General features: G+C 60.8%; 21 protein-coding genes and 1 tRNA gene. 7 read left to right on the top strand and 15 right to left on the bottom strand.

Translation table 11 applies throughout. The features are described from left to right. The 4 genes from J1G33_RS08730 to J1G33_RS08745 form a co-directional block, all read left to right on the top strand. On the top strand, positions 1-238 hold a 238-nt coding region (locus J1G33_RS08730; RefSeq protein ID WP_223017946.1), incomplete at its 5' end, for a hypothetical protein. 1 nt (position 239) lies between these two features. Beyond that, positions 240-326: transfer RNA gene (locus J1G33_RS08735), tRNA-Leu, on the top strand. A 146-nt stretch (positions 327-472) separates the two neighbouring features. Further along, positions 473-1,498, top strand: coding sequence for an iron ABC transporter substrate-binding protein (locus tag J1G33_RS08740; protein ID WP_032878194.1), 1,026 nt, complete (start codon positions 473-475; stop codon positions 1,496-1,498). Next, positions 1,498-3,051, top strand: a complete 1,554-nt coding sequence (locus J1G33_RS08745) for an iron ABC transporter permease (RefSeq protein ID WP_032878196.1) — start codon at positions 1,498-1,500, stop codon at positions 3,049-3,051. Before J1G33_RS08740 ends, J1G33_RS08745 begins: the two co-directional genes overlap by 1 nt. Before the next feature lie 112 nt (positions 3,052-3,163). Here the strand turns inward: J1G33_RS08745 and J1G33_RS08750 are convergent, their stop codons facing one another. The 12 genes from J1G33_RS08750 to J1G33_RS08805 all read right to left on the bottom strand — a co-directional run bounded on the left by J1G33_RS08750 (position 3,164) and on the right by J1G33_RS08805 (position 17,514). Then, positions 3,164-5,098 (bottom strand): methyl-accepting chemotaxis protein, encoded by a 1,935-nt coding sequence (locus tag J1G33_RS08750; protein WP_032878197.1) that lies wholly within the window; start codon positions 5,096-5,098, stop codon positions 3,164-3,166. Positions 5,099-5,237: 139 nt separating this feature from the next. Then, the gene (locus tag J1G33_RS08755; RefSeq protein ID WP_005784238.1) at positions 5,238-6,527 is read right to left on the bottom strand and encodes an adenylosuccinate synthase; all 1,290 of its coding nucleotides are present in this window, start codon (positions 6,525-6,527) and stop codon (positions 5,238-5,240) included. 54 nt (positions 6,528-6,581) lie between these two features. Then, entirely contained in the window at positions 6,582-7,769 is a 1,188-nt protein-coding gene (locus J1G33_RS08760; RefSeq protein ID WP_032878199.1) for an ATP phosphoribosyltransferase regulatory subunit, read from the bottom strand. A 293-nt stretch (positions 7,770-8,062) separates the two neighbouring features. Then, positions 8,063-8,929 (bottom strand): protease modulator HflC, encoded by an 867-nt coding sequence (hflC, locus tag J1G33_RS08765; RefSeq protein ID WP_003188064.1) that lies wholly within the window; start codon positions 8,927-8,929, stop codon positions 8,063-8,065. Further along, positions 8,929-10,104 (bottom strand): FtsH protease activity modulator HflK, encoded by a 1,176-nt coding sequence (gene hflK, locus J1G33_RS08770; protein WP_005784234.1) that lies wholly within the window; start codon positions 10,102-10,104, stop codon positions 8,929-8,931. Before hflK ends, hflC begins: the two co-directional genes overlap by 1 nt. A gap of 96 nt (positions 10,105-10,200) precedes the next feature. Beyond that, on the bottom strand, positions 10,201-11,502 hold the full coding sequence (hflX, locus tag J1G33_RS08775; RefSeq protein ID WP_032878202.1) for a ribosome rescue GTPase HflX: 1,302 nt from the start codon (positions 11,500-11,502) through the stop codon (positions 10,201-10,203). A 12-nt stretch (positions 11,503-11,514) separates the two neighbouring features. Further along, positions 11,515-11,775, bottom strand: coding sequence for an RNA chaperone Hfq (gene hfq / locus J1G33_RS08780; protein ID WP_003188059.1), 261 nt, complete (start codon positions 11,773-11,775; stop codon positions 11,515-11,517). 94 nt (positions 11,776-11,869) lie between these two features. After that, entirely contained in the window at positions 11,870-12,841 is a 972-nt protein-coding gene (gene miaA / locus J1G33_RS08785) for a tRNA (adenosine(37)-N6)-dimethylallyltransferase MiaA (protein ID WP_103733910.1), read from the bottom strand. After that, the gene (gene mutL / locus J1G33_RS08790) at positions 12,841-14,742 is read right to left on the bottom strand and encodes a DNA mismatch repair endonuclease MutL (RefSeq protein ID WP_164699556.1); all 1,902 of its coding nucleotides are present in this window, start codon (positions 14,740-14,742) and stop codon (positions 12,841-12,843) included. The genes miaA and mutL overlap by 1 nt, the downstream gene beginning before the upstream one ends. A 14-nt stretch (positions 14,743-14,756) precedes the next feature. Next, positions 14,757-16,178, bottom strand: coding sequence for an N-acetylmuramoyl-L-alanine amidase (locus J1G33_RS08795; protein WP_223017947.1), 1,422 nt, complete (start codon positions 16,176-16,178; stop codon positions 14,757-14,759). A gap of 17 nt (positions 16,179-16,195) precedes the next feature. Then, complete coding sequence (gene tsaE, locus J1G33_RS08800) at positions 16,196-16,666, bottom strand: tRNA (adenosine(37)-N6)-threonylcarbamoyltransferase complex ATPase subunit type 1 TsaE (RefSeq protein ID WP_223017948.1); 471 nt, start codon at positions 16,664-16,666, stop codon at positions 16,196-16,198. Beyond that, positions 16,654-17,514 (bottom strand): NAD(P)H-hydrate dehydratase, encoded by an 861-nt coding sequence (locus J1G33_RS08805; protein WP_032878212.1) that lies wholly within the window; start codon positions 17,512-17,514, stop codon positions 16,654-16,656. The genes tsaE and J1G33_RS08805 overlap by 13 nt, the downstream gene beginning before the upstream one ends. A 63-nt stretch (positions 17,515-17,577) precedes the next feature. On the opposite strand from J1G33_RS08805, the gene queG reads away from it, so the two are divergent. Further along, the gene (gene queG / locus J1G33_RS08810) at positions 17,578-18,642 is read left to right on the top strand and encodes a tRNA epoxyqueuosine(34) reductase QueG (RefSeq protein WP_032878214.1); all 1,065 of its coding nucleotides are present in this window, start codon (positions 17,578-17,580) and stop codon (positions 18,640-18,642) included. Here the strand turns inward: queG and J1G33_RS08815 are convergent. Further along, positions 18,639-19,256 carry a trimeric intracellular cation channel family protein gene (locus tag J1G33_RS08815; protein WP_172833454.1) on the bottom strand — a complete coding sequence of 206 codons (618 nt, stop codon included), beginning with the start codon at positions 19,254-19,256 and terminating at the stop codon, positions 18,639-18,641. The two genes, queG and J1G33_RS08815, sit on opposite strands and share 4 nt — an antisense overlap. Positions 19,257-19,463: 207 nt before the next feature. Next, complete coding sequence (gene orn / locus J1G33_RS08820; protein WP_005784217.1) at positions 19,464-20,006, bottom strand: oligoribonuclease; 543 nt, start codon at positions 20,004-20,006, stop codon at positions 19,464-19,466. 108 nt (positions 20,007-20,114) lie between these two features. Here orn and rsgA point away from each other — a divergent pair, with 108 nt between their 5' ends. Both rsgA and J1G33_RS08830 read left to right on the top strand, forming a co-directional pair. Further along, on the top strand, positions 20,115-21,146 hold the full coding sequence (rsgA, locus tag J1G33_RS08825) for a small ribosomal subunit biogenesis GTPase RsgA (protein WP_005784215.1): 1,032 nt from the start codon (positions 20,115-20,117) through the stop codon (positions 21,144-21,146). A 240-nt stretch (positions 21,147-21,386) separates the two neighbouring features. Beyond that, entirely contained in the window at positions 21,387-21,596 is a 210-nt protein-coding gene (locus J1G33_RS08830) for a hypothetical protein (protein ID WP_223018077.1), read from the top strand. A 61-nt stretch (positions 21,597-21,657) separates the two neighbouring features. On the opposite strand, the gene motB is transcribed toward J1G33_RS08830, so the two are convergent. Beyond that, positions 21,658-22,677, bottom strand: coding sequence for a flagellar motor protein MotB (gene motB / locus J1G33_RS08835; RefSeq protein ID WP_046070637.1), 1,020 nt, complete (start codon positions 22,675-22,677; stop codon positions 21,658-21,660). Positions 22,678-22,679 lie beyond the last annotated feature (2 nt).

Genomic DNA, 22,679 nt, shown 5'->3' on the forward strand with positions numbered 1-22,679 from the left:
CCAGGTGGTGAAATTGGTAGACACGCCAGCTTCAGGTGCTGGTGATCGCAAGGTCGTGGAAGTTCGAGTCTTCTCCTGGGCACCAAATTCAGATCAAACCCGCGAAAGCGGTTTTTTTCGTTTCAGACCTTTGATTTTTAACGGAAAAATTGATTTATATTTTTCGAATCAGGGGTTTACAGATCAAAAAGCCCGCCGTATAGTTCGCCCCATCAACAGCGGCAACGTTGTTAGATAATGCCCAGGTGGTGAAATTGGTAGACACGCCAGCTTCAGGTGCTGGTGATCGCAAGGTCGTGGAAGTTCGAGTCTTCTCCTGGGCACCAAATTCAGATCAAACCCGCGAAAGCGGGTTTTTTCGTTTCTGACGCTCGAAAAACTCCCCAGCGATTTCCCCCCCCTCGTCCGCACTTGAGAAGTTTTATCGTTTATCCTTGCAATGATTTGTTGCATATAGCGAGGAACACTTCGGATGATGATCCGCGATAACCGTCTCAAAACATCCCTTCTGCGCGGCCTGAGCCTCACCCTGCTCAGCCTGACCCTGCTCTCGCCCGCCGCCTATTCTGCCGACAAGATCGCCCTGACCTTGTACAACGGCCAACACAAGGAAGTCGGCGATGAACTCGCCAAAGCCTTTGAAGCCAAGACCGGCATTCACGTCAACGTGCGCAAAGGCAGCAGCAATCAGTTGGCCAGCCAGGTCGTCGAAGAAGGTGACCGCTCCCCCGCCGACGTGATCTATACCGAAGAATCGCCGCCGCTGAACAAACTCGGCGAGCAAGGCTTGCTGGCGAAGATCGATGCCAGCACCCTCGACGTGCTGCCCAAGGATTACGTCGGTCGTAATGGTGACTGGATGGGCGTGACTGCACGCACCCGCGTGGTGGCGTTCAATCCAAAACTGATTGCTGAAAAGGACCTGCCCAAATCCGTCCTGGATTTCGCCGGCCCCGAGTGGCAAGGCAAGGTTGGCTTCGTGCCCACCAGCGGTGCCTTCCAGGAACAAGCCGTGGCGATCATCAAACTGCACGGTCGCGAAGCCGCCGAAGAGTGGCTGACCGGCCTGCGCGCCTTCGGCAAGGTGTACAGCAACAATATGGTCGCCCTCAAGGCCGTTGAAAATGGCGAAGTGGCCACCGTGCTGGTGAACAACTATTACTGGTTTGCCCTGAAAAAGGAAAAAACCAACCTGGACTCCCAACTGCACTACTTCACCGATGGCGATGCTGGCGGCCTGATCACCGTATCCTCCGCTGCCGCACTGAAATCCAGCAAACACCCCAAAGAAGCTCAGCAACTGCTGGCATTCATGGCCAGTGAAGAAGGCCAGCGCGTGATCACCAACACCTCGGCCGAGTACCCGCTGCGCAAGGGCATGCAATCCAACCGTGGCCTCAAGCCCTTCAGCGAGCTGCAGCCGCCGAAAGTCACCCCAGCCGACCTTGGCAACGCCGAAGAAGCCCTGGAACTGGAACGTGACGTTGGCTTGAACTGATGACCGCATCGCTAACGGCCGGGGCATTCAGCCCACGGCGCAAACGCCCGTCGATCTGGCTGTTGCTGCCAGTACTGCTGCTAGTGGGCCTGAGCCTGCTGCCGCTGGCGTATGTCGGGCTCAAGGCCTGGCAAGCGGGCTGGGCAGAGGCGGTGCATCTGCTGTGGCGGCCTTATGTGTTTGGCCTGCTGCGCAACACCCTCGCGCTGATGGTCGGCGTGACCGTGACCTGTGGTGTGATCGGCCTGTCCCTGGCTTGGCTGCTGGAACGCAGCAACCTGCCGGGACGAAGGATCTGGGGCGTAATCCTGTGCCTGCCGTTTGCGGTACCTGCGTTTGTCAGCAGCTTTACCTGGGTGTCCCTGAGCGCGAGCTTCGAAGGGCTCGGTGGCGCGATTCTGGTGATGAGTCTGTCCAAGTACCCGCTGGTATTTCTACCGGTGGCAGCAACCTTGCGCAACCTTGACCCGTCCCTGGAAGAGTCCGCGCGCACCCTGGGACTGAATCGCTGGGGCGTGTTCTTTCGCGTCACCTTACCGCTGCTATGGCCGTCGCTATTGGCCGGGGCACTCCTGATAGCCCTGCACATGCTGGTGGAGTTCGGGGCCTTGTCGATCATCGGCCTGCAGACCTTTACCACCGCGATCTACCAGCAATTCGAACTGGAATTCAGCAACGCCAATGCCGCGATGCTCTCGGCGGTGTTGCTGGTGATGTGCCTGACCTTGCTGTGGCTGGAGTTGCGCGTGCGTGGCAAAGGCCGACACGTGCGCATTGGCCAGGGCGCGGCGCGACATGCCGAGCAGGTCCGGCTGGGCAAGTGGGCACCATTGGGGCAGGTGTATTGCCTGGCGCTGGCGATCATTGGCAGCGGCATTCCACTGGGGATGCTCGGTTATTGGTTGGCCGTCGGATCTTCCGCCGCGTTTCCACTGGCTGAAATTGGCGAGGCGTTGCTCTCCTCACTTGCCTTGTCGCTGGGAGGCGCGGCGTTGTGCCTGGTACTGGCGGTGCCCGTAGGTTTGCTGGTGGTGCGCTACAAAGGCCAGTTGGCACTGTGGGCCGAACGCCTGCCTTACCTGCTACACGCCCTGCCCGGCCTGGTGATTGCACTGACACTGGTGTATTTCGCGCTGCATTACGTGCCCGCGCTGTACCAGACCTCGGCGTTGTTGCTGATCGCTTATGCGTTGCTGTTTTTGCCATTGGCCCAGGCGCCGATTCGTACGGCCTTGAACAAAGCGGCACCACAACTGGAGGAGGCGGCGCGCACGTTGGGCGCTTCGTCGTTCAGTGCGTTTTGCCGAGTGACGTTGCCGATTATCTTCCCGGCGTTAGGGGCGGCATTTGCGCTGGTGTTTCTGGATGCGATGAAGGAATTGACGGCGACTTTGCTTCTGAGCCCGACCGGGTTGAATACCTTGGCGACGGCCGTGTGGGCGCATACTTCGAATGTGGAGTTTGCGGCGGCGGCACCGTATGCAGCGTTGTTGATATTGGTGTCGGGGTTGCCGGTGTATCTACTTACGACTCGGATGTATCTGAGTCGCTGAGACCGCTATCGGGGGCAAGTCGAATCGTCGCACCGCCCCTCCCACATTTGAATGTGTTCGCAAATCAAGTGTGGGAGGGGGCTTGCTCCCGATGAGGCCGGTATGGACACCACTAAGCCCGGAACTGCCCCAGGCTCGCCTTCAACTGCGCCGCCAACCCATCCAGCACCTTGCCACTGGCCGTCGTCTCCACCACAGCCTGCGCCGCACGCTCGGCCTGGGCATGGATCACTTCCACCCGCCCACGCACCGCATGGGCGCCCTGAGCCTGGTGCTCAGCCGCACGCGTCGCCAGACCAATCGCGGCGTGCACCTGCTCCACCGACGCTTGTACTGTCTGCTGCAAACGCACACTGTCGCGCAACACCAGCAAGCCCTCATTGGCCTGGCGGCCAGCCTTGCCGATTGTTTCCACCGCCTCACGCGCGCCCTGTTGCAACGCCACGATATGCGCCTGGATGTCGCCGGTAGAGCTTTGGGTCTTGCTGGCCAGCGCACGCACTTCGTCCGCCACCACCGCAAAGCCACGTCCAGTCTCGCCCGCCCGCGCCGCTTCGATAGCCGCATTCAGGGCAAGCAAATTGGTTTGCTCGGCGATACCGTGGATCACGGTTAGCACGACTTCGATCTGCTCGCTTTGCTGCGCCAGCCGCTCAATCACCTGGGAGCCAGCTTGCACCTGCCCCGCCAACGCCTCGATCAAGCTGCCGACCTCAGCCGAGGTGCGCGAGTTCTCATCCGTGGCCTGGCGAATATCCACCACCTGCTGCAAGGCCGCTTGCATGGCGTGACTTTCGGCCTGGGCCTCGTCAGCCATTTGCGAAAGTGCGCGCAAGCTCTCTGCAACCTCGTCGCGCTGCAAACCCGCTGCCGCGTCGGCGCCCGCGTTACGCAATGTCATGGCGCCGATTTCCACACCGGTACGCTGGGCCACATCGCCCGCCTCACGCACGATGGGCTGCAACTTATCCACAAAGCGATTGACCGCCGAAGCCATATCACCGATTTCGTCCTTGCTGTTGATCTGCACACGCTTGGTGAGGTCGCCCTCGCCTGCCGCCAAGTCGTCCATGGCGGCAATAAGCAGCTTGAGACGATTGACCACGCGCCGGCCCAACACAACAGCGAGCAACAGCAATACGCCAAGCCCCACCAATGCCAGGCCCATGCCGATACGCCAACGCAGGGCGCCCGCCGCTTCTTGCACGGCGCTGGAGGTGTTTGCAGTCATTTGGGTGGCAGTTGCCTGTGCCGACTGCAGCCTGGCGCCCATGGCGCTGGCACTATCAGCCGCCGCCCCCTGGAGGCTATCGCCCACCAGTTGATCACCGCTGGCGATCAGCGCGGCAAAGCGCTTATCCAACGCTTGCAGGTCGGCCTCAACCGCAGCGGTCGACACGCCCATGCGCACCTTGCCGATTTCCACACCATTTGGGCTGATGGAGGCTTCGACGTAGTACACCGACGGGTCTGTCTTGGCCGCGTTCAGCACTTTATCGAGGGCACGCTCACCCGCGCCCTTTGCCAGCAACGCCTGGTTGATCGGGTTATCACGGTTCAGATAACGCGTCAGGTGCTCACCCGCGGCGTCGTCATACACGACGAACAACACGTTGGGATTGCGTTGGGCACGCCGGGCAAATTCCGAGAGTGTTGGCACATCGCTGTCCCACATGGCGCGGGGCGCGACCGAGGCCAGCAACTGCGCCATGTCATTGGCGGAGTCCTTCAGGTCTTTTTCCAGGGTCGCACGCAGTTGCTTCTGCTCTTCCTGCAGACGCGTGGAAAGCCCGGCTGTCAGGCGCTGGCGCGTGCTGGAGGACAAGCTGTCGAGGCTGGACGTGACCTCCTTGCCGGCCTGGGCCAATTCGCCAGACAGCTTCTGACTATCGATGCCCAGACGATTACCCAAATCAGCTTCCAGCGCGGTCACGGTGCTCCGCGTCAGCGCGACGGCAACCAGCACTTGCACCAAAAGGGCGATACCAAGGGTAACGAACACCGGCCGCAACAGACGGCTTTGTAACAACGAGAGAACGGCAGACACTGGAAACCCCTCCACCACGGGTGCCACTAATTTGATAGCACCTCGAAAGGGGGAAACACAGCAAGGGTCGTGCCGTTTGCCAGGCAGAAACGACAAAGGGCTCCCGAAGGAGCCCTTTGCTTTTTACATCAACACTTTATTAAGCGAACGGGTGACGCAGAACGATGGTCTCGTTGCGGTCCGGGCCGGTCGAAATAATGTCGATCGGTGCACCGATCAGCTCTTCCACACGCTTGATGTAAGCGCGGGCGTTGGCTGGCAGTTCTTCCAGGGTCTTGGCGCCCACGGTCGATTCGGTCCAACCTGGCACTTCTTCGTACACAGGCTGCAGGCCCACGTAGCTGTCAGCGTCGGTCGGGGCAACGTCGTTGCCTTGCGCGTCTTTGTAGCCGACGCAGATGTTGATGGCTTCCAGGCCGTCGAGTACGTCCAGCTTGGTCAGGCAAATGCCCGAAATGCTGTTCACATCGATAGCGCGACGCAGGATAACGGCGTCGAACCAACCGCAACGACGAGCACGGCCAGTGGTGGCGCCGAATTCGTGACCTTGCTTGGCCAGGTGCGCGCCAACGTCGTCGAACAGCTCAGTCGGGAACGGACCCGAGCCTACACGGGTGGTGTAAGCCTTGGTGATGCCCAGGATGTAGTCCAGGAACATCGGACCAACGCCTGAACCTGTGGCAACGCCGCCAGCAGTGGTGTTGGAGCTGGTCACGTACGGGTAGGTGCCGTGGTCGATGTCCAGCAACGAGCCCTGGGCGCCTTCGAACATGATGTCTTTGCCGGCGCGACGCAGGTCGTGCAGCTCGGCGGTCACGTCCAGCATCAGCGGCTTGAGCAGCTCTGCGTATTCCTTGCACTCGGCCAGGGTCTTGTCGAACTCGATGGCAGGCTCTTTGTAGTAACCCACCAGCATGAAGTTGTGGTAATCCACCAGTTCACGCAGCTTGTCTTCAAAGCGCGGCATGTTGAGCAGGTCGCCCACACGCAGGCCACGACGCGCAACCTTGTCTTCATAGGCCGGACCGATGCCGCGACCGGTAGTGCCGATCTTCAGCTCGCCACGGGCCTTTTCACGGGCCTGGTCCAGTGCAACGTGGAAGGACAGGATCAGCGGGCAGGACGGGCTGATGCGCAGGCGCTCGCGCACCGGTACGCCTTTCTCTTCCAGCTTGGTGATCTCGCGCAGCAAGGCGTCAGGTGCAACTACCACGCCGTTGCCGATCAGGCACTGCACGCCTTCGCGCAGTACGCCCGACGGAATCAGGTGCAAGACGGTTTTTTCGCCATCGATGACCAGGGTGTGGCCAGCGTTGTGGCCACCCTGGTAGCGCACTACGGCGGCAGCATGTTCGGTCAGCAGATCAACGATCTTGCCTTTGCCCTCATCACCCCATTGGGTGCCCAGGACTACGACATTCTTACCCATAACACTTGTCCTCATTCGCGCAAACTTGGTGCCGGCGATGGCCGGCAGGAAAACTCAAGAAGCCAGTGGCGATACTTGCCAAAGTCCGTTCTGCTGAATCAATTGCCGGTCGCAGTCCGCTTCACGGGCGGCGGCCAATGGCTGCCCAGGCAAGGCCTGGACCACACGCTGACCCTCACTGCGTAACTGGCAAACCTGCTGCCAGAGCGCCGCGTCCGTACTGTCGGGCATCCAGATGCCACCAGACGGCAGCTCGACCTCAGCGCGCCCCAGGGTCACCAGGGTTTTCAAATCGGTGGAAAAACCAGTGGCCGGACGCGCGCGACCGAAGTCGGCGCCGATATCGTCGTAACGACCACCTTGGGCGATGGCCTGGCCAACACCCGGGACAAATACCGCGAACACCACACCGGTGTGGTAGTGGTAGCCGCGCAACTCGCCCAGATCAAAATACAGCGGCAGCTGCGGGAACCGCGCCGACAAGCGTTCGGCAATCGCCAGCACGTCATCCAGTGCCGCCAATACCGGCGCCGGCGCATTGGCCAGGCGCTCACGCGCAGCCACCAGCACTTCACGACCACCGCACAGGTCCACCAGCGCACGCAGCATACCGGCCAGTTCAGCCGGCACACCCTCGGTCAGGGCGATCACTTCGTCGATCGCCTTGCGCTGCAGGGCATCGAACAACTGTTGCTCCACTTCACCGGACAAGCCGGCCGCACGGGCCAGACCACGATAGATACCGACGTGGCCCAGGTCCATGTGGACATCCGGCACGTCAGCCAGTTGCAGCATGGCCAGCATCAGGCTGATCACTTCAACGTCGCTGCTCGGGCTGGCATCGCCGTACAACTCGGCACCCAACTGGATCGGGCTGCGCGAAGACGACAAGGCTCGCGGTTGGGCATGCAACACGCTGCCGGCGTAGCACAGGCGGCTCGGACCTTCGCGGCGCAGGGTGTGCGCGTCGATGCGCGCCACTTGCGGCGTGATGTCGGCACGGAACCCCATTTGCCGGCCCGATTGCGGGTCGATCACCTTGAAGGTGCGCAGATCCAGGTCCTGGCCCGCGCCGGTCAGCAGGGATTCCAGGTACTCGATATGGGGAGTCACGACAAACTCGTAACCCCAGCTCTGGAACAGATCCAACACCTGGCGACGCGCTACTTCAATGCGCGCAGCTTCTGGTGGCAGTACTTCTTCGATGCCATCTGGCAGCAGCCAGCGGTCTACCGTTGCCATTACGCCATTCCCCTTTGATCCGGGCGGCCAGCCCTCGGCCGAGCCTTGAGTGAAGCAGAAAATACCCGCCTCCTGCATAAACCACGCGCAAGAGCGACGTGACGAACGGCCTGCAAACGGCCTCGTCGGGCACTTTCCTCGAAAAACCTGTCACGCCTGCCGAATCAAACATGCAGACGCAAAAAAGCCGGGAATTTCCCGGCTGCCGCATCATACACCCGTTTTCTGAAAGGATCACCCCGCCAGGCATTTTAGCCGCCCGACGGAGTGCCCCCTACAGAATCACAGGCCTGTTACTTGGACTTTTCCAGGTAGCGGAAGAAGTCGCTGCTTGGGTCCAGCACCAGTACGTCGGTTTTGTTCGCGAAGCTTTCACGGTAGGCACGCAGGCTACGGTAGAACGCGTAGAACTCCTGGTCCTGGCCGTAAGCCTTGGCGTAGATCGCCGCCGCTTGAGCATCACCATCACCGCGGGCCTCTTCAGACTCACGATAGGCCTCTGCCAGCAGGACCCGGCGCTGACGGTCAGCATCGGCGCGGATACCTTCAGCCAGCTCGTTACCCTTGGCACGATGCTCACGAGCTTCACGCTCACGCTCGGTGCTCATACGTTCGAACACGCTGCGGTTCACTTCCTTGGGCAGGTCAATGGCCTTGACCCGGACATCGACGACTTCGATACCCAGCTCTTTTTCCGCCATGGTGTTCAGCGAACGGGTGATATCCGCCATCAGCGCATCACGTTCACCAGAAACCACCTCATGCAGGGTGCGCTTACCAAACTGGTCACGCAGGCCCGATTCCAGACGACGGGACAAACGCTCGTCGGCAATCTGCTTGAGGCCGGAGGTCGCGGTGTAGAAGCGCTCGGCATCCTTGACGCGCCACTTGGCGTAGGCGTCAACCATCACGGCTTTCTTTTCCAGGGTCAGGAAGCGCTGTGTCGGTGCATCCAGGGTCATCAGGCGGGCGTCGAACTTGCGCACCTGGTTGACGTAGGGGACTTTCACATGCAGGCCTGGCTGGACATCCGCCTGGACCACGCGACCGAATTGCAGCAGCACCGCACGCTCGGTCTGAGCCACGATGTAGAAGCAGTTCCAGGCAGCGATGACCACGACGACGCCCACAATCAGGGCGGTCAGCGATTTATTGCTCATCAACGACTCTCCCTGGTACGTGTTTGCTGTTGCAGCAAGTCAGCGGCCGCACGGGCGCTCGCTTCGTTGGCAGCGGCATTCGAACCGGTGGACGGTGCGCTGGTGCCACTACGACCACTTTCGATCATCTTGTCCAGCGGCAGGTACAGCAGGTTGTTCTGCCCACCCTTGTTGCCGGTCACGAGAACCTTGCTGGTGTTGCTGAAAACTTCCTGCATGGTGTCCAGGTACAGACGCTCACGCGTGACTTCCGGCGCCTTGCGGTACTCGGCAACCAGCTTGGTAAAGCGATCTGCCTCACCCTTGGCGCGCGAGACCACTTCGTCGCGATAACCGTTGGCATCTTCAAGGATGCGCTGGGCCTGACCACGGGCTTCCGGCACAACGCCGTTGGCATAGGTTTCAGCCTGGTTGCGCGAACGCTGCTCGTCTTCACGGGCGCGGATCACATCGTCAAACGCTTCCTGCACTTCACGCGGTGCCGCGGCGCTCTGTACGTTCACCTGAGTGACAGTGATACCGGTGCGGTAGGTATCGAGGAACCGTTGCAGGCGCTCCTTGATTTCACTGGCCATCAATTCACGACCTTCGGTCAGCACCTGGTCCATGGCGGTGGAACCCACCACATGGCGCAGGGCACTTTCGGTTGCGTGTTGCAGGCTGATCTCCGGCTGATCAACGTTCAGCACGAAATCCTGCAGGTTGCTGATCTTGTACTGCACGGTCAGCGGCACTTCGACGATGTTCTCGTCTTCGGTCAGCATCTGGCCCTGCTTGGTGTACGCACGCTCACGCGTGACGTTTTCCATGTACTTCTTGTCGATCGGCGGGAAATAGATGTTCAGGCCCGGCCCGACAGTCTCGTAGTACTTGCCGAAGCGCAGCACCACGGCTTGCTCCTGCTCGTCCACCACGTAGACCGCGCTGTACAGCCATACGGCCGCGAGCACGACAAGACCCAGGCCCAGCAGGCCGTAGCCGCCGCCCTTGCTGGTGCGACCGCCGTCGTCACCGCCACGTTTTTTTCCACCACCGAACAACCCATTCAGGCTTTCCTGCAGCTTTCGGAAGGCCTCGTCGAGATCCGGTGGCCCCTTGCGGTCGCCATTATTGCGGCGCTTACCACCCCAAGGATCCTGATTATTCGAGTTGCCACCCGGCTCATTCCAAGCCATAGCGCTCTCCATCTGATAAAGCAAAGACGCACCCACGGCGCGCCGACCAATGCTACAGAATGCCTGCTACTGCGGCACAACCGCTTTCTCAGGCTTTTATTGCAAAGTGTGTTGTTCAATGAACTCCGCCGGCACAACACCCTCGCGACTGACCAGTCGATTGAGCTCCGAGCGTGGCAATCGAACGGCCAGCAAGCTGACACCTTCTTCGTCGTGTTCTTCTTTCTGTACCGCACCCAGTTCGAAAAACTGTGCCCGCAGTCGAGCAAAACGCTGCGGCAAGCGCAAGGTGCCGACAAACAAATCGCTGCCCAGCAGTTCGGCAATTGCTTGCTCAAGCAGGTCCAAACCACTGCCATCACGCGCCGACAGCCAGACCCGCTGGGGCTTGCCGTTTTCGTCACGCTGGATTTGTGGCTCAACACCTTCAAGCAAATCGAGTTTGTTATAGACCTCGAGGATCGGCAAGTCCTGGGCACCAATCTCGCCCAGCACCACCATGACCTGTTCAATCTGCAACATGCGATCCGGTTCGGCCGCATCGATCACGTGCAGCAGCAGGTCGGAATTGCTCGACTCTTCGAGCGTAGACCGAAATGCCTCGACCAGCTTGTGCGGCAAGTGACGAATGAAACCCACGGTATCGGCCAGGACAATCGGCCCCAGGTCGTCTATGTCCAGACGGCGCAAGGTCGGGTCGAGGGTGGCGAACAGTTGGTCGGCCGCGTACACGTCCGATTTCGTCACGTTGTTGAACAGCGTGGACTTGCCGGCGTTGGTATAGCCCACCAGGGACACGGTAGGGATATCCGCACGGGAACGGCCACGGCGCGATTGTTCGCGCTGGCTGCGGACTTTTTCCAGGCGGCCCTTGATCTGGCGCAGGCGAACCCGCAGCAGACGCCGGTCGGTTTCCAGCTGGGTTTCACCCGGACCGCGCATACCGATGCCGCCACCTTGACGCTCAAGGTGAGTCCAGCCGCGAACCAGGCGGGTGCTCATGTGATCAAGCTGGGCCAGTTCGACCTGGAGCTTGCCTTCATGGGTACGGGCGCGCTGGGCGAAAATATCGAGAATCAGGCCGGTACGGTCGATCACGCGACACTCGAAAACACGTTCGAGGTTACGTTCCTGACTGGGCGTGAGGGTGTGATTGAAGATCACCAGATCGGCTTCTTCAGCGTGAACCAGGTCGCGCAGTTCCTCGACCTTGCCGCTGCCGATCAGGTATTTGGCGGTTGGCCGATGACGCGGCACGTTAAAAAACGCAACGGTCTCGGCGCCGGCCGAATTTGCCAACTCCTGAAACTCCTGCGGATCTTCGCGCGCCTCAGGGTCCTGTCCATCCAAGTGAACGAGGATTACTCGCTCACCACCACCGTGGCGCTCAAAGAACAAAGGAGACTCCTATCAGGCGTTACCTGGCTCAGCGTCACCCTGTTCATCACCTGCTGCGCTAGGCAGACGGATTGGACGAACTGGAACGACTGTCGAGATAGCGTGTTTGTAGACCATCTGGCTGACGGTGTTTTTCAGCAGGATCACGAACTGGTCGAACGACTCGATCGTGCCTTGCAACTTGATACCGTTGACCAGATAGATGGAAACCCCAACTTTCTCTTTACGTAAAGTATTCAAGTAAGGGTCTTGTAGCGAATGCCCTTTTGACATGTGCCGCACTCCTTTAAGGATCAATAATAAAAAATCGGAAAATAGATAGCTTATGGCCGTCACACCCCCAAGGATAGACGGCAATTGCAAGGACTCAGCTCAATATGGAGACCGTTCCCAAGTATTTCAAGGCGCGTGACAGATTGTCGCTGTCCAGGCTGTCCAACCAGTGCAAATCGCTCCAGCTGCGCAGCCAGGTGAACTGGCGCTTCGCCAATTGGCGCGTGGCGATGATGCCGCGCTCCTGCATTTCGGCTGACGTCAGCTTGCCATCCAGATGATCCCAGACTTGGCGGTAGCCTACAGCACGTATCGAAGGCAGCCCGGCATGCAGGTCACCTCTTGAACGCAGTGCTACGACCTCGTCCACAAACCCCTGTTCCAACATAATTGTGAATCTTTGTGCAATTCGTTCATGCAGCACCTGGCGATTTGCCGGAGCGATGGCCAGATTCGCCACAGTATAGGGCAATTGTGACTGTCCAGATGCGCCTGCATCAGCACTTTGCGCACTTTGTTTCAGCCGATGTTCAGTCATGGTCTGGCCGCTGACACGCCAAACTTCCAGGGCACGGGTAAGGCGCTGGGGATCATTGGGGTGGATGCGCGCTGCGGACACGGGGTCCACCGCTGCCAACTGGTCGTGCAGGGCTTGCCAGCCAAGGCGTACAGCCTCTTCTTCGAGTTCGGCGCGCACCTGGGCATCGGCAGGCGGCATATCGGCCAGCCCCTCCTGCAATGCCTTGTAGTAGAGCATGGTGCCACCCACCAGCAGCGGGATATTACCGCGCGCGGTGATCTCGGCCATGGCCGCCAGGGCATCGGTGCGAAAATCCGCAGCCGAATAGCTCTGCGCCGGGTCGATGATGTCGATCAATTTATGCGGATATTGGGCCAATAGCGCTTTGGACGGCTTGGCCGTGCCGATATCCATGTCCCGGTAAACCAGGGCAGAGTCGACACTGATCAACTCGCAGGGCAGCACCTTGGTCAGCTCGATGGCCAGGTCGGTCTTGCCGGCGGCCGTGGGGCCCATCAGGAAGATCGCGGGGGGCAAGGCGCTCATCAACGGCCGCGCAAGAACAGTTTGTCCAGATCGTCCAGGCCCATTTGGGTCCAGGTCGGTCGGCCATGGTTGCATTGGCCGCTGCGCTCGGTGTTTTCCATGTCACGCAGCAGGCCGTTCATTTCCGGCAGGGCCAGGCGGCGATTGGCGCGGATGGCGCCGTGGCAGGCCATGGTGCCGAGCAATTCGTTGATATGCGCCTGGATACGGTCACTGGTGCCGTATTCCATCAGGTCTGCCAGCACGTCGGCCACCAGGCGGTTGGCTTCGGCCTGCTTGAGCAGCGCGGGAATCTGACGGATCGCCAGGGTTTCCGGGCCCAGGCGTTGTAGCTCAAAACCCAGCTTCTGGAACACGCTGTGGTGTTCTTCGGCGCAATCGGCCTCGCGCTGGCTCACGGCCAGGGACTCCGGCACCAGCAGCGGCTGACCGCTGAGGCCTTCGCTGGCCATGGCGATCTTCAGGCGCTCGTACATGATCCGTTCGTGGGCGGCATGCATGTCCACCAGCACCAGGCCATGGGCGTTTTCCGCAAGGATGTAGATGCCCTTGAGCTGCGCCAGGGCATAGCCCAGCGGTGGGATATCACCGCCGCCTTCCGGCAACGAGGGAGCAGCACCCGGCTCGGCACCCGGCAGCGGCGCGAAAAACTCCCGGTAAGCCGCCTGGGCCTCGGCCACCGGCACCGTCGATTGCGGGCGCGGTGTGTATTGGTACTGATAACCCGCACCGGCACCCGAGTTTGGCGCCGTGTAGGCTGGCTGCGACGGCGTCGATTGCAGCAGGTTGGCCGCCAGGCTCATTTCACCTTGCGGACCGAACTCACCGGCCTCAGGACCGCTCGGGCGCACCACCGCCGTGACAATCGGCGCTGACAGTTGATCATCCGGGCGCACATCGCCCAAGGCGCGGTGCAGCGTGCCATACAGGAAGTCATGCACCATGCGCCCGTCCCGGAAGCGTACTTCGTGCTTGGTCGGGTGCACGTTGACGTCGACCACCGACGGGTCGACCTCGAAGAACAGCACAAACGTGGGGTGCCGGCCGTTGAACAGCACGTCGCGATAAGCCTGGCGCACCGCGTGGGCTACCAGCTTGTCGCGAACCGCACGGCCATTCACAAAGAAGTACTGCAAGTCGGCCTGGCTACGGGAGAACGTCGGCAACCCCACCCAACCCCACAACCTCAGGCCATTGCGCTCGATTTCAATCGGCAGCGCCTGCTCCAGGAAACCGCTGCCGCACACGGCTGCCACACGTCGTGCGCGGGCGGCGTCGTCGTTGGCTTCGTGCAGACTGAGGATGGTCTTGCCGTTGTGGCGCAGGTGAAACGCCACATCGAAACGGGCCAGGGCCAGGCGCTTGATGACTTCTTGCAGGTGATCGAATTCGGTTTTCTCGGCCTTGAGGAATTTGCGCCGCGCCGGGGTGTTGAAGAACAGGTCGCGCACCTCCACCGAAGTGCCCACCGGGTGTGCAGCCGGCTGGACCCGAGGCGCCATGTCGCGGCCTTCGGTTTCCACTTGCCAGGCTTGCTCGGCGTCGCGGGTGCGGGAGGTCAGGGTCAGGCGCGCCACGGAACTGATGGAGGCCAGGGCTTCACCGCGAAAACCCAGGCTCATGACCCGCTCAAGGTCTTCCAGATCACGGATCTTGCTGGTGGCGTGACGGGCCAGAGCCAGCGGCAGATCATCGGAGGAGATGCCGCTGCCGTCATCACGTACCCGCAGCAACTTGACGCCGCCCTGCTCCACGTCGACATCGATGCGCCTGGCACCAGAGTCGATGCTGTTTTCCAGCAGCTCCTTGATCACCGACGCAGGGCGCTCGACGACCTCACCCGCAGCAATCTGGTTAGCCAGGCGCGGGCTGAGCAATTCGATGCGCGAGCCGCTGTTCAACAAGGATTCGCTCATTACTGTGCCGCCAATTCAGTGCCGGGAATGGTCAACACCTGGCCGATCTTCAACTCATCGGTTTTCAGGTTATTGGCGCTGCGCAGGGCCGCAGGCGTGACCTGGAAACGTACCGCCAGCATGGCAACGGTGTCGCCGGGCTGCACACGATGGTCACGCGGGCCCTGGGCGATTTTGCCGGAATCGCGTAGCCAGGCGATATAAGTGCCCGGTGGTGGGTTCTGCTGGAAGAACTGCCGCACGCCCGCACTGATGGAGCGCGCCAGCGCTTGCTGGTGGCTGGCGCTGGCCAGCTTGGAGGCCTCGTTGGCGTTGGAGATAAACCCGGTTTCCACCAGGATCGACGGGATGTCCGGCGACTTCAACACCATGAACCCGGCTTGTTCCACCCGCTGTTTATGCAGCGACGTCACACGACCGATATTGCTCAGGACTTTCTGGCCAACGTTAAGGCTGGAGGTCAGCGAGGCGGTCATCGACAGGTCGAGCAGCACACCGGCGAGCATCTTGTCCTTGTCATCGAGGGACACGTTGCCGGCCCCGCCGATCAAGTCGGAGCGGTTTTCACTGTCGGCCAGCCAGCGGGCGGTCTCGGACGTGGCACCGCGATCCGACAGGGCAAATACCGAGGCACCAAATGCAGCAGTTGAAGGCGCGGCGTCGGCGTGAATGGACACGAACAGGTCTGCACCCTTCTTGCGCGCAATTTCGGTACGGCCACGCAACGGAATGAAGTAGTCACCGGTGCGGGTCAGCTCGGCGCGGTAGCCTTTCATGCCGTTGACCTGGCGTTGCAGCTCGCGAGCGATGGCCAGTACCACGTCTTTCTCATGCTGGCCGCGTGAGCCGGAAGCCCCCGGATCTTCGCCACCGTGGCCGGCGTCGATCACCACGATAATGTCGCGCTTGCCTGCCGGCGCGGGCGGCGGCGGTGGCAATTTGACCTGGGGTTGCGACGGGTTGACCGGCACCGCAGGCACGGTAGCCACGCTTGGCGTCGGCGCAGGCGGTGGTGCCGCGTCGGCGGGGTTGTCGAACAGGTCGACCACCAGTCGGTTACCGTATTGGGCGTTGGGCGCCAGGGAGAAGCTCTTTGGCGTCACGGCCTTTTTCAGGTCGATGACCACGCGCAAGTCGGACGGAGTACGCTGGGCCGAGCGCATGGCGGTAATCGGGGTATTGGCGGTAGACACCTTCAGCGGCGCGGCCAGGCTCGCACCGTTGATGTCGATCACCAGGCGATCAGGCGCCGTCAGGGTAAAGACGCTGTGCTGGACCGGGCCAGACAGGTCGAACACCAGTCGCGTGTTATCCGGCGCTCGCCACAGGCGAACGCTCTTTACCTGTGAAGCAGCCAGAGCATTGACAGTCATTGCCGCAAGCAACACCCCCACGACAGCAACCAACGCGCGAAAGCGCATACCTAACCCCACCAATTTTATTTGAATTCCAATGCCAGAGCGGTGCACCACGCTTCAGCGCGCACGCTCTGGGGCAACAACTTCAGCTGACGTCCGTGCTCATGCGGCGTAATGGTAATGGTCATGTCTGGCTTTGGCAAAAAGCCTGTGCCTTTCTCTGGCCATTCGATCAGGCACAGCGCATCTTCATCGAAGTAATCACGGATGCCCATGTACTCCAGTTCCTCTGGATCTACCAGGCGATAAAGATCGAAGTGGAAAGCACGCACGTCGCCGATCTCGTAGGGCTCGACCAACGTAAAGGTCGGGCTTTTTACCGCGCCGGTATGGCCCAGGCCGCGAATAATCCCACGGGACAATGTGGTTTTGCCTGCGCCGAGATCGCCTTCGAGAAAGATCAACCCTGCCCCTTGCGTGACCTGCGAAAGACGCTGCCCCAACGCGACCATGGCCTCTTCATCTGCCAGGAAAAGAATTACTTCAGGCACGGCGACTGCTCCTCCAGCAATTGACGAATGGCAGGGATCAGGTCGCTGGCAGCCAGCCCCCGACCAAAACTGCCCTGGCGGTCGCCAGCGGTAGCGTGCAACCACACGGCCAGGCAGCTTGCCTCGTACGCGGGCATACCCTGAGCCAATAGCGCGCCGACCAGACCAGCCAAGACATCCCCAAGCCCCGCCGTCGCCATCGCCGGGTGGCCTTGATCACAACGGGCAAGCCGTCCATCCGGGCTGGCAATCAAACTGCCAGCACCCTTGAGGATAGCCACTGCATTGAATTTTTGGCTCAACGCGCGCGCCACATTAAGGCGATCGGCCTGAACCTCGGCTGTCGATAGCCCCAACAAACGCGCAGCTTCGCCCGGATGAGGAGTAATCACACAGTTGGCCGGCAGCTCGACGCTGCCAGTGGCCAGTTGATTGAGCGCGTCGGCGTCCCACACCTGCGGCTGGCGGGCATTGGCCGCGACCGACAACAGGCTTTTGCCCCAAGCGGCATCGCCCAGGCCTGGGCCAATGACGATCACCGAGATTTTTTCCAGCAGGCCCATCAACTGGTTGGCCGAGCTCACGCCGACAGCCATGACTTCCGGCAGCCGGGCCAGAGCGGCTGGCACATGTTCCGGTCGAGTTGCCAGCGAGACCATGCCGGCGCCACCGCGCAGGGCACTTTCGGTGCTCAGCAGCGCCGCACCGCCAAAGCCACGGTCACCACCGATGACCAGCAGGTGGCCGAACTGGCCCTTATGGGCGTCCGGAGAACGCGCAGCCAGTTGCGGCAAATGGCCGGGCAACAACAGCTGAACGTCGGTAATTGGGTGTTTTGTCTGAGGCATGCGTCTTCAAGCTCCGATGTCTGGCAGAATTATACGCATCTAACCTGTGGTTTCCCGTGTCTCATGCCTGCTATTACCTCCGATCTGCCCGCCCTCGCCCAATCGATCAAAGACTGGGGCCGCGAGCTGGGCTTTCAACAAGTCGGCATCAGTGGCCTGGACCTGGCTGAGCATGAACAGCACCTGCAACGCTGGCTCGACGCGGGCTACCACGGCGAGATGGACTACATGGGCGCCCACGGCAGCAAACGCTCCCATCCCGAGGAACTGGTACCCGGCACCTTGCGCGTGGTGTCACTGCGCATGGACTACCTGCCCGGCGACACCCAGATGGCGCAACTGCTGGGCCAGCCGGAAAAAGCCTATATCTCGCGCTACGCCCTGGGCCGCGACTACCACAAGCTGATCCGCAAGCGCGTGCAACAGCTGGCCGACCGCATCCAGGCGCAGATCGGGCCGTTCGGCTTTCGCGCCTTTGTCGACAGCGCGCCGGTCCTGGAAAAAGCCATCGCCGAACAAGCCGGACTGGGCTGGATCGGTAAAAACACCCTTGTGCTCAACCGCAAGGCCGGCAGTTATTTCTTCTTGAGCGAACTGTTTGTCGATTTACCGTTGCCGGTGGACCCACCCCACACTACCGAGCACTGCGGCCGTTGCACGGCGTGCCTGGACATCTGCCCCACCAACGCCTTCGTCGGCCCTTACGTGCTGGATGCCCGGCGCTGCATTTCCTACCTGACCATCGAGCTAAAGAGCGCCATTCCCGAGGACCTGCGCCCACTGATCGGCAACCGCGTCTTTGGCTGCGATGACTGTCAGATCGTTTGTCCATGGAATCGTTTCGCTCGACCCACTGCCGAAAGCGATTTCAAGCCCAGGCACAACCTGGATAACGCCGAGTTAGCCGAACTATTTATGTGGGACGAGGATAAATTCCTCAGCAGCACCGAGGGCTCCCCCCTGCGCCGCGCCGGTTACGAGCGCTGGTTACGCAATCTGGCGGTGGGCCTGGGCAATGCGCCGTCAAGCATTCCGGTATTGGAAGCCTTGAAGGCGCGGCGGGACTACCCCTCAGAGCTGGTTCGCGAGCATGTGGAATGGGCGCTGAACCAGCACGCGGCCCGCTAGTGTACGTCGTCGTTGTAGACGAACTTGGGCATTTCCCAGTGAAAACGGATCGCCAGCAGGCGCAATAGAAAGCCGCTGAACAGCGTCAACAGAATCGCCTGTTCGCTCGGCAGTTCCAGATACAGGCACAGCAAGTAGAACCAGGCGGCCAGGAACGACACGCTGGCGTACAACTCGCGGCGGAAGATCAGCGGAATGTCGTTACAGAAGATATCCCGCAGGATGCCCCCGAATACGCCGGTGATGACCCCGCTGACGGACGCCACCAACATGCCGTGACCCATTTCCAGGGCGGTCATGCAGCCGATCAGGGTGAATGCCACCAACCCCAAGGCGTCCAGCGCCAAAAACAGTGAGCGCAGGCGGCGCATCAGCGGCGCGATAAAGATCGTCACCAGCGCCGCGACGGAGGTCAGCACCAGGTACTCCGGGTGCTTGACCCAGGTCAGCGGGTAGTGGCCGAGCAGCACATCGCGCACCGAACCACCGCCCAGGGCCGTCACGCAGGCGATGAGCACCACGCCAAACCAGTCCATGCCGCGCCGACCGGCGGACAAGGCGCCGGTCATGGCTTCGGCGGTGATGGCGATGAGGTAGAGCATCAACAGCATGATGGCGATCCTTGCAGGGAGGCCGGCAGTCTAATCATTTGCTGATGGCACCAAAAGGGGGCAAACGCTCTCCAACACTTGGATTTGCAAACCCATTCAAGTGTTGGAGGGGGCTTGCTCCCGATGAGGGAGTGTCAGTCAATGCATCTGGGGCTGACACAACGCCATCGGGAGCAAGCCCCCTCCCACATGTTCAGCAGTCGCCCGTTTTCAAGCCTTGATGAAATGCTTGCGGTAATGCTGCAACTCGGCGATCGACTCACGAATATCATCCAGCGCCAGGTGCGTGCTGCCTTTATGGAAGCTGTCTTTGACTTCCGGCGCCCAACGCGCAGCCAGCTCTTTAAGCGTCGATACGTCCAGGTTGCGATAGTGGAAGTAGCTCTCCAGCGCCTTCATATGCGTATAAAGGAAGCGACGGTCCTGGCAGATGCTGTTGCCGCAGATCGGCGACTTGCCCTTGGGCACCCATTTTTCCAGGAATGCGATGGTTTCGGCTTCGGCTTCGGCCATGCTGATGCGGCTGTCGCGCACACGCTGGGTCAGCCCGGAGTTACCGTGGGTGCGGGTGTTCCACTCATCCATGGTGGCGAGCACGGCGTCGCTGTGGTGGATGGCGATCACCGGACCTTCGGCCAAGGTGTTGAGGTTGCTGTCGGTAACAATCGTCGCCATCTCGATGATGACGTCGCTGTCGGGGTTCAGACCGGTCATTTCCAGATCGATCCAAATCAGGTTCTGTGGGTTTTGCATGGCTTGATTCTCTTGGCACCTTGGCGTAGCTGCGCAGTTTAGCAGGCGGGGCCGTGCTAGACTCGCGACCGTTTTACCCAACTTTTGCATTATCGACACGGAACACCAATGGCCAAACGCCAGCTCAACCGTCGCCAAAACTGGCGCATCGAAAAGATTCAAGGTGAACGCGCAGCGCGTGCCGCCAAACGTGAATCCTCCGCCGTGGAAGCGCTCGAGGGCGGCGACCTGGGCCCCGAACAAACGGGCCTGGTGATCGCGCACTTTGGTGTGCAAGTCGAAGTCGAGGCGCTGGAAGGCGAACTCGCAGGCTCGGTGTCCCGTTGCCACCTGCGCGCCAACCTGCCTGCGCTGGTGACCGGCGACAAAGTCGTGTGGCGCGCCGGCAACCAGGGCATCGGCGTGATCGTCGCCCAGTTGCCGCGTAGCACCGAACTGCGTCGCCCCGACAGCCGTGGCCAGCTCAAGCCGGTGGCAGCCAACGTCGACATGATTGTGATCGTGTTCGCACCGTTGCCCGAGCCCCATGCCAACCTGATCGACCGCTACCTGGTCGCGGCCGAACACGCCGGCATCCGCCCGCTGTTGCTGTTGAACAAATTCGACCTGATCGACGAGCAAAACGCCCCGGCGCTCAATGCGTTGCTGGCGGTCTATCGCACCCTGGGCTACCCGGTGCTGGAAGTGTCGGCCCATCACGGCAACGGCATGGAACAGCTGCAACAGCAGCTGGACGGGCGCATCAGCGTGTTTGTCGGCCAGTCTGGCGTGGGCAAGTCATCGCTGGTCAACAGCCTGTTGCCGGAAGTCGATACCCGCGTGGGGCCACTGTCGGAACTGTCCGGCCAGGGCACTCACACCACCACTACCGCGCGGTTGTTCCACTTCCCCGGCGGCGGCGAGCTGATCGACTCCCCGGGCATCCGTGAATTCGGCTTGGGCCACGTCAGCCGCAGCGATGTGGAGGCGGGCTTTATCGAGTTCAACGACCTGATCGGCACCTGCCGCTTCCGCGACTGCAAACACGACCGCGAGCCGGGCTGTGCATTGCTCAAGGCCCTGGAAGATGGCCGCGTGCAACAGCAGCGGATGAACAGCTATCGGTCGATTATTGCGAGCTTGCCTGAGAGCAGTTATTGACGGTCAATTTCTTGATACACATAAACCACGGCGCTGAACGCCCTAGCCCATTGATTTAACAGGAGCGGGAATCAAGAATCCGGATCAACTGGGTGGCTCATACACACAAGCCAGCTTGTATTCAGATTTCCTGATGCCCATAATTGCTCCGTCACCAGCGAAAGCTGACAGGAGTCTGGATCCTTTTCGGGGTTGATCCAGCGGCGCAGAAGGGGCGAAGCAAGCTCCGCTGCGTGTCGAATGAAGCCGCCTTCGGGCGGCTCTGCTTTTTGTGGGGAATTAACATTGGCTCTCTACTATCACCCCAAACAAGGCGACGTGTTGCTGTGTGACTTCACACGAGGTTTTGTTGCACCGGAAATGCTGAAAATCCGCAAGGTTGTCCCACGCCTGTGCGCCGACGACATGCGAGGCGTAGTTAATGGTGTCAAAGCCTACCTGCCACTCTGACCGCCAATGAAAACGCCCCGAATGATTCGGGGCGTTTTGGTTTCTGCTGTAGAGAGATAAGTTACGAGGCCGGCGCAGGCACCGTAGGATCCTTCATCCCACCGTCATCAAACAGGTTCAGCTTCTGCCGCAACTCATGGGCCGGCAGTGGTTCCTGCTCAGGCGGCAGTGCGTTGGGGTCGGCCGGCACTTCGCCAGGGGCACCATCGCCCTGAGTCGGTACCGGTGGCGGTGGCTGGTCGCCTTCAATCGCACGCTGGGCTTTTTTGGTCAGCACCACGATATCGATACGGCGGTTGACCGGGTTGAACGGGTCTTTGGGATCAAATAACTGCGATGAGGCAAAGCCCACCACCCGTGCCACTTGTGGGTCCGGATAGCTGCCGGCCACCAGCGCACGGCGGGCGGCGTTGGCGCGGTTGGCCGAGAGTTCCCAGTTGCCGAAGTCGCCCTGGCCCGCGTAGGGCTTGGCGTCGGTATGGCCGCTGATGCTGATCTTGTTCGGTACCGCCTTGATGGTGTCGGCCATGGCCAGCAGGATGTCTTCAAAGTACGGCTTCAAGCGCGCACTGCCGGAATCGAACATCGGCCGGTTGGCGGCGTCCGTGATCTGGATGCGCAGCCCTTCGGGCGTGATCTCGAACGAAATCTGGTCCTTGAACTTCAGCAGTTGCGGGTTTTCTTCGACCTTGTTCTGCAATTCCTGCAGCAACAGCTCCAGGCGTTCCTGCTCGACCTGCTCGGCCATGGTTTCGACGGTATCGCGCTCAATCGGGATTTTTTCCTGGGGCGACTCAGTTTGCACTTCCGGGTTGATGGTGCGCTCTGGCGCCAGTTGCGGTGAACCGCCCAGATCGATGACAAATGGCGTACCGCTTTCCGAAAAGCCAATCGGGTCTTTGAAGTAACCGGCGATGGCGATCTTCTGTTCCGGTGTGGCGGTGGACATCAGCCACAGCACCAGGAAGAACGCCATCATCGCCGTGGCAAAGTCGGCAAACGCGATTTTCCAGGCACCACCATGGTGCCCCGCAGCGAAGCGCTTGACGCGCTTGATGATGATCGGCTGGTTGTTTTCCATGG

The sequence above is a fragment of the Pseudomonas sp. P867 genome (assembly GCF_019891455.1).
Classification (GTDB): Bacteria; Pseudomonadota; Gammaproteobacteria; order Pseudomonadales; family Pseudomonadaceae; genus Aquipseudomonas; species Aquipseudomonas synxantha_A.

Excerpts from the sequence above, each read along its gene's own strand:
- J1G33_RS08740 (WP_032878194.1), top strand. The coding sequence starts at position 473 with ATGATGATCCGCGATAACCGTCTCAAAACATCCCTTCTGCGCGGCCTG.
- J1G33_RS08745 (WP_032878196.1), top strand. The coding sequence starts at position 1,498 with ATGACCGCATCGCTAACGGCCGGGGCATTCAGCCCACGGCGCAAACGC.
- J1G33_RS08755 (WP_005784238.1), bottom strand. The coding sequence starts at position 6,527 with ATGGGTAAGAATGTCGTAGTCCTGGGCACCCAATGGGGTGATGAGGGC.
- J1G33_RS08760 (WP_032878199.1), bottom strand. The coding sequence starts at position 7,769 with ATGGCAACGGTAGACCGCTGGCTGCTGCCAGATGGCATCGAAGAAGTA.
- hflC (WP_003188064.1), bottom strand. The coding sequence starts at position 8,929 with ATGAGCAATAAATCGCTGACCGCCCTGATTGTGGGCGTCGTCGTGGTC.
- hflK (WP_005784234.1), bottom strand. The coding sequence starts at position 10,104 with ATGGCTTGGAATGAGCCGGGTGGCAACTCGAATAATCAGGATCCTTGG.
- hfq (WP_003188059.1), bottom strand. The coding sequence starts at position 11,775 with ATGTCAAAAGGGCATTCGCTACAAGACCCTTACTTGAATACTTTACGT.
- miaA (WP_103733910.1), bottom strand. The coding sequence starts at position 12,841 with ATGAGCGCCTTGCCCCCCGCGATCTTCCTGATGGGCCCCACGGCCGCC.
- J1G33_RS08795 (WP_223017947.1), bottom strand. The coding sequence starts at position 16,178 with ATGCGCTTTCGCGCGTTGGTTGCTGTCGTGGGGGTGTTGCTTGCGGCA.
- J1G33_RS08805 (WP_032878212.1), bottom strand. The coding sequence starts at position 17,514 with ATGCCTCAGACAAAACACCCAATTACCGACGTTCAGCTGTTGTTGCCC.
- queG (WP_032878214.1), top strand. The coding sequence starts at position 17,578 with ATGCCTGCTATTACCTCCGATCTGCCCGCCCTCGCCCAATCGATCAAA.
- orn (WP_005784217.1), bottom strand. The coding sequence starts at position 20,006 with ATGCAAAACCCACAGAACCTGATTTGGATCGATCTGGAAATGACCGGT.
- rsgA (WP_005784215.1), top strand. The coding sequence starts at position 20,115 with ATGGCCAAACGCCAGCTCAACCGTCGCCAAAACTGGCGCATCGAAAAG.
- J1G33_RS08830 (WP_223018077.1), top strand. The coding sequence starts at position 21,387 with ATGAAGCCGCCTTCGGGCGGCTCTGCTTTTTGTGGGGAATTAACATTG.
- motB (WP_046070637.1), bottom strand. The coding sequence starts at position 22,677 with ATGGAAAACAACCAGCCGATCATCATCAAGCGCGTCAAGCGCTTCGCT.